Raw genomic sequence first — 4,690 nt, 5'->3', positions numbered from 1 at the left:
CCACTGCCGGTGCCGCGGTCGTCATGGGGCGGTCTCCGCGGTGGAGGCGGGCCGGCGCCACCAGCCGGCCAGCACCGCCAGCACCGCCTCGGGCCCGATCACCCCCACGAAGCCGCCGAACTCATCGACCACCACCCGCACGCCGGAGCCGTTGCGGCGGAAGCTGGTGAGCAGCCGGTCGGCCCGGATCATCTCCGGCACGAACTCCACCGGTTCGCAGAGGTCGGCGGCCTGGCTGTCGCCGCGGCCCTCCACCAGGGCGGTGAGCAGCTGCTCGCGGCTGGCCACCCCCAGCACCTCGTCCACCTCCTCCCCCAGCACCACCCACCAGGCGGTGGTGTGGCGCAGCAGGACGGAACGCTGCTCATCGAGGCTCTGGTGACCCGCCAGGGTGGGGGCGGACACCCGCGGCAGCATCAGGTCGCGGGCGGTGAGGTCGTTCAGCTGAAACACCTTGGCGATCATGGCGGCCTCATCGGCCTCGATCTGGCCCTGCTGGGAACCGAGGCGAGCCAGCAGGCGGATCTCGTTCTCGTCGGTGCTGATCTCGTTCTCGGCCGTGATCGCCGGCAGGATCCGCTCCAGCAGCAGCACCAGGGGCAGCAACAGGGTGGTGAACAGCCCAAGTCCGGGGGCGACGGCCAGCGACACGGGCAGGGCCAGCTTGCTGCCGATCGCCTTGGGCAGGATCTCCCCCAGCAGGATCACCAGCACCGTGAGGGCCACCGAGAACAGGGGCAGGGCCGGCCCGCTGATGCCGTGGCGGGCGAACACGGCGCTGGCGAAGCCGCCCACCATCAGGCTGCCGAAGATGTTGAACATGTTGTTGGCGATCACCAGCACCGCCAGGGTGCGGCCGAGGCGCTGCCGCAGGGCCGCCAGCCGCCGGGCCCCCGCCACCGGTCGGGGTCGGCTCGCCAGTTCCTGCACCTTCACCGGGTTGACCGTGAGCAGGGCCGCCTCCACCCCCGAACACAGGAAGGACCCCATCAGCATCACGACCACCGCCAGCACCAGGAGCAGGAGGTCGTTCATCCGCGGCTGATCGAAACAGACAGGAGCGGCACGGGCAGGTTCGGGGGGATCACGTGTATTTAATCGGCTGTGCCATCTTCTCGCTGTCCGTCCCTTCGCTTCGATGCCCCACACCGCCCCGATTGACCCCGCCCTGCTGGCCCGCCGTCGCCAGCGGTTTCTGCAGCAGCTGGGCGGCGCGGCCGCGGTGATTCCGGGGGCGGCGCTGGTGACCCACCACGCCGACGTGGAGCACAGCTTCCGCCAGAACAGCGATTTCTGGTACCTCACCGGCTTCGACGAGCCCGGTGCCGTGGCCCTGTTCCTGCCCCACCGGCCCGAGACCCCCTTCGTGCTGTTCGTTGAGGCAAAGGATCCGGGGGCCGAGGTGTGGAACGGCTTCCGCTGGGGCTGTGACGGGGCCGTCAGCCACTTCGGCGCCGATGTGGCCCATCCCCGCAGCGAGCTGGCCGAGCGGCTGGCGGAGTATCTCGAGGGTGCCGAGGGGATCGCCTTCCGGGTGGGGCGCCATCCCCAGGTGGAGCCCCTGGTGCTGGCCGCCTGGGGCCGCCAGCTGGATCGGGCCCCCCGCAGCGGCAAGGCCGCCCTGGGGCTGGTGGCCCCCTGCCCGCTGCTGCACGAACTGCGGCTGCGCAAGGAGCCCGAGGAACTGGCCCGCCTGCGGGAGGCCGCCCGCATCTCCGCCGAGGCCCATGAGCTGGCCCGCCAGGTGGCCCGGCCCGGCCTGAGCGAACGGCAGGTGCAGGCTGTGATCGAGCAGCACTTTCTGGAGCAGGGAGCGCGCGGGCCTGCCTATGGATCCATCGTGGCCGGAGGCGACAACGCCTGCGTCCTTCACTACACCGCCAACGCCGACCGGCTGCGGGACGGCGACCTGCTGCTGATCGACGCGGGCTGCAGCCTCGACGACTACTACAACGGCGACATCACCCGCACCTTCCCGGTCAACGGGCGCTTCAGCGGCGAGCAGCGGGCCCTCTACGAGCTGGTGCTGGCCGCCCAGGAGGCGGCGGTGGCGGCGGTGGCCCCGGGCCAGACCGCCGAAGGCGTCCACGACACCGCCGTGCGGGTGCTGGTGGAGGGGCTGGTGGAGCTGGGCCTGCTGAATGGGGCGGTGGACGGCCTGATCGAGCAGGGGGCCTACCGCCATCTCTACATGCACCGCACCGGACACTGGCTCGGCCTCGACGTCCACGACGTGGGCGCCTACCGGCTGGGCGAGCACCACGTGGCCCTCGAGCCGGGCATGGTGCTGACGGTGGAGCCCGGCCTCTACATCAGCGACCGGCTGGCGGTGCCGGAGGGCCAGCCCGCCATCGCGGAGCGCTGGAAGGGGATCGGCATCCGGATCGAGGATGACGTGGCGGTGACCGACCACGGCCACGAGGTGCTCACGGCCGCCGCCCTCAAGGCGCCGGCGGCGATGGAGCGCTGAACAGCTCCAGCACCTGGCGGGTGGACGCCAGGATCCGGTCGGCCCCGGCCTGGCGCAGCTGGTCCTCGTAGCGCTGGCGCTCGGCCTCCCGGCCGGCCTGCTGCAGGTGGGGGGGCGCCACCGCCAGGGCCTCGAAGCGCTGGCCGGGCACCTCAAGGCGGGCCCGGCGCACGGTCTCCACATCGGCCACGGTGTCGCCCAGGTAGGCCACGGGCGGTGCTCCGGCCCCCAGGGGCACGCGCGCCAGGGTGGCCGCCAGAGCCAGCAGCCCGGTGGGGTCGGGCTTGTCGGGGGCCTGGCCCATGGCGACCAGGGGGGGCGCCATCAGTTGCAGCCGACGCTCCAGCACGAAGCGGGCGGAGGGGGGCTCGGCGCCGCTGACGAAGCCCCAGGCGATCCGCCGCCCGCTCAGGGCCACGAACAAGGGGGCGTCCACCAGCAGGGGCTCACTGCCGATGAAGCCGCTCCAGAGGGCGGGGTCTCCTTCGGGATCGCCGCCGAAGTAGTGGTCGCTGAACACCGCCACCAGCCGGTCCCAGCCGGGCAGGGGGTCGGTGCCGTGGCGGCGCAGCAGCTCCATCGAGGCGTGCCAGTCGTTGTTCCAGCGGCCCTCCCCCTTGAGGGCGTCGATGACGGCGCTCTGCGGGGCCCAGCCGCTGAAATGGCGCACCGTTTCCACGATGGCGCGCCGGTAACTGCCTGCCACATCCCTGATCACGCCGTCGATGTCGAAGAGGAGGACGGCACGGGGGGCGGCGGAGGCGGCCAGTGGGGTTGCTGCGAATCGGCTGGTAGGTTAGGCAATTGCCGTTTCTCCTTGAGCGCCGAAACCGTGACAGCCCCTGAGAGTGCCGAGGCCGCTGCCCTGAGCGCCATCCCGGCGGCCATCGCAGCCGACACGACCGAAGGGCGTCCGGTGCTGCGCGGCGGCAGTGCCGCCCTGGCCACCGCCACCATCGACGAGGACGGGGTGCCTTCGGGCTACACCCCCAAGGCCGACGAGGGCCGCTTCCTGGTGAAGATCCTCTGGCTCCCCGACAACGTCGCCCTGGCGGTGGATCAGATCGTCGGTGGCGGGCCCAGCCCCCTCACCGCCTACTTCTTCTGGCCCCGGGAAGACGCCTGGGAAACCCTCAAGGGCGAGCTGGAGGCCAAGAGCTGGATCACCGACAACGAGCGGGTCGAGATCCTCAACAAGGCCACCGAGGTGATCAACTACTGGCAGGAGGAAGGGCGCGGCAAATCCCTCGAGGAAGCCAAGGTCAAGTTCCCCGACGTCACCTTCTGCGGGACCGCCTGATCGGCGGGCCTCAGGTCCCGGCCGCGTCACGCTCGAAGCTCTCGGCGGCCGCGGCCGTGTCCGGGCTGCCGAAGAGGGCAGCGGCAATCGCCGGACTGATCGTGTGGTGGGCCAGGCCGGCGGCGGCCAGCCGGGCCAGATCCTGCGGCTGGCGCAGGCTGGCCACCAGCAGCCGCGTGCCGGATCCCACCCCTTCCAGGGCCCGTTGCATGGCGATCAGCTCGCCATGGCCGTCCCGGCCCAGATCGCTGATCCGGCCCAGGTAAGCGGCGATGCCATCGGCCCCGAGGGCGGCGGCTACCAGCACCTGGGCCACTTCGTAGCAGGCCGTGAAGGTGACCGGCACGCCCTCGGTGATCAGCGCGCGCGCCACCGCCGCCCCCTGGCGGGTGATCGGCACCTTCACGTACACCCGCTGGCGATCAAGAGCGGCCAGGGCCCGGCCGTTGGCCAGTTGCTGCTCGGCATTGCCGCCCCAGGTCTGCAGATGGATCTCCCGGCACCCCAAGGCCGCGGCCCGCGCGCTCAGCGGCGCCAGGTGATCGAGGGTGCAGGGCTGGCCGGCCCGCCGCAGCAGGGTCGGGTTGGTGGTAACGCCCTGGAACAGGCCGCTGGGCAGCCAGCGCTCCCACTCCAGGGGATCGGCGCAGTCGAGCAGCAGACGCAGGGCCATGGGGTTCAGGGGGTGGGGGTGGCTGGGGTGACGGCCCACTGCCGGTCGAGGGCCTCCAGCAGGGCGGGACAGGCGCCCAGCGCCCGCAGGGGGCGGCGGGGTCTGGCGGCAGCAGGTCTGGCGGCAGCTGGTTGGGCCGCCGGGAGTGTCCCGTCGCGGTGATCTTCCGCCGGCAGATCGGCGGCGATCAGGGCAGCGAGGGGGTCGGCGGCGGCCGCGGCCTTCAGCGGGGCGGGATCCTGGCGGC

At 72.2% G+C, this 4,690-nt stretch carries 5 protein-coding genes and 1 pseudogene; 2 read left to right on the top strand and 4 right to left on the bottom strand.

Annotation, left to right across the window (positions count from 1 at the left end; genetic code table 11):
• Positions 1–21: 21 nt before the first annotated feature.
• The gene (locus tag VB737_RS15015; RefSeq protein WP_500314143.1) at positions 22–1,035 is read right to left on the bottom strand and encodes a CNNM domain-containing protein; all 1,014 of its coding nucleotides are present in this window, start codon (positions 1,033–1,035) and stop codon (positions 22–24) included.
• Positions 1,036–1,138: 103 nt separating this feature from the next.
• Here VB737_RS15015 and VB737_RS15010 point away from each other — a divergent pair, with 103 nt between their 5' ends.
• Complete coding sequence (locus tag VB737_RS15010) at positions 1,139–2,470, top strand: aminopeptidase P N-terminal domain-containing protein (protein ID WP_500314141.1); 1,332 nt, start codon at positions 1,139–1,141, stop codon at positions 2,468–2,470.
• Here the strand turns inward: VB737_RS15010 and VB737_RS15005 are convergent.
• Complete coding sequence (locus VB737_RS15005) at positions 2,442–3,239, bottom strand: TIGR01548 family HAD-type hydrolase (protein WP_500314144.1); 798 nt, start codon at positions 3,237–3,239, stop codon at positions 2,442–2,444. The two genes, VB737_RS15010 and VB737_RS15005, sit on opposite strands and share 29 nt — an antisense overlap.
• Positions 3,240–3,302: 63 nt before the next feature.
• Between VB737_RS15005 and VB737_RS15000 the strand changes: the two genes are divergently transcribed.
• Complete coding sequence (locus VB737_RS15000; protein WP_500314139.1) at positions 3,303–3,770, top strand: 30S ribosomal protein PSRP-3; 468 nt, start codon at positions 3,303–3,305, stop codon at positions 3,768–3,770.
• Between the two features lie 10 nt (positions 3,771–3,780).
• On the opposite strand, the gene VB737_RS14995 is transcribed toward VB737_RS15000, so the two are convergent.
• Both VB737_RS14995 and VB737_RS14990 read right to left on the bottom strand, forming a co-directional pair.
• Positions 3,781–4,443 carry a transaldolase family protein gene (locus tag VB737_RS14995; RefSeq protein WP_500314137.1) on the bottom strand — a complete coding sequence of 221 codons (663 nt, stop codon included), beginning with the start codon at positions 4,441–4,443 and terminating at the stop codon, positions 3,781–3,783.
• A 5-nt stretch (positions 4,444–4,448) separates the two neighbouring features.
• Positions 4,449–4,690, bottom strand: a pseudogene (locus VB737_RS14990) (hypothetical protein); the annotation flags it as partial.

Origin of the sequence: Synechococcus sp. BA-120 BA3 (genome assembly GCF_034931285.1) — a bacterium.
GTDB lineage: Bacteria > Cyanobacteriota > Cyanobacteriia > PCC-6307 > Cyanobiaceae > Cyanobium.
Note: the sequence above shows the minus strand (reverse complement) of the source record. Positions and strands in the feature narration are given on the sequence as shown.

Excerpts from the sequence above, each read along its gene's own strand:
- VB737_RS15015 (WP_500314143.1), bottom strand. The coding sequence starts at position 1,035 with ATGAACGACCTCCTGCTCCTGGTGCTGGCGGTGGTCGTGATGCTGATG.
- VB737_RS15010 (WP_500314141.1), top strand. The coding sequence starts at position 1,139 with ATGCCCCACACCGCCCCGATTGACCCCGCCCTGCTGGCCCGCCGTCGC.
- VB737_RS14995 (WP_500314137.1), bottom strand. The coding sequence starts at position 4,443 with ATGGCCCTGCGTCTGCTGCTCGACTGCGCCGATCCCCTGGAGTGGGAG.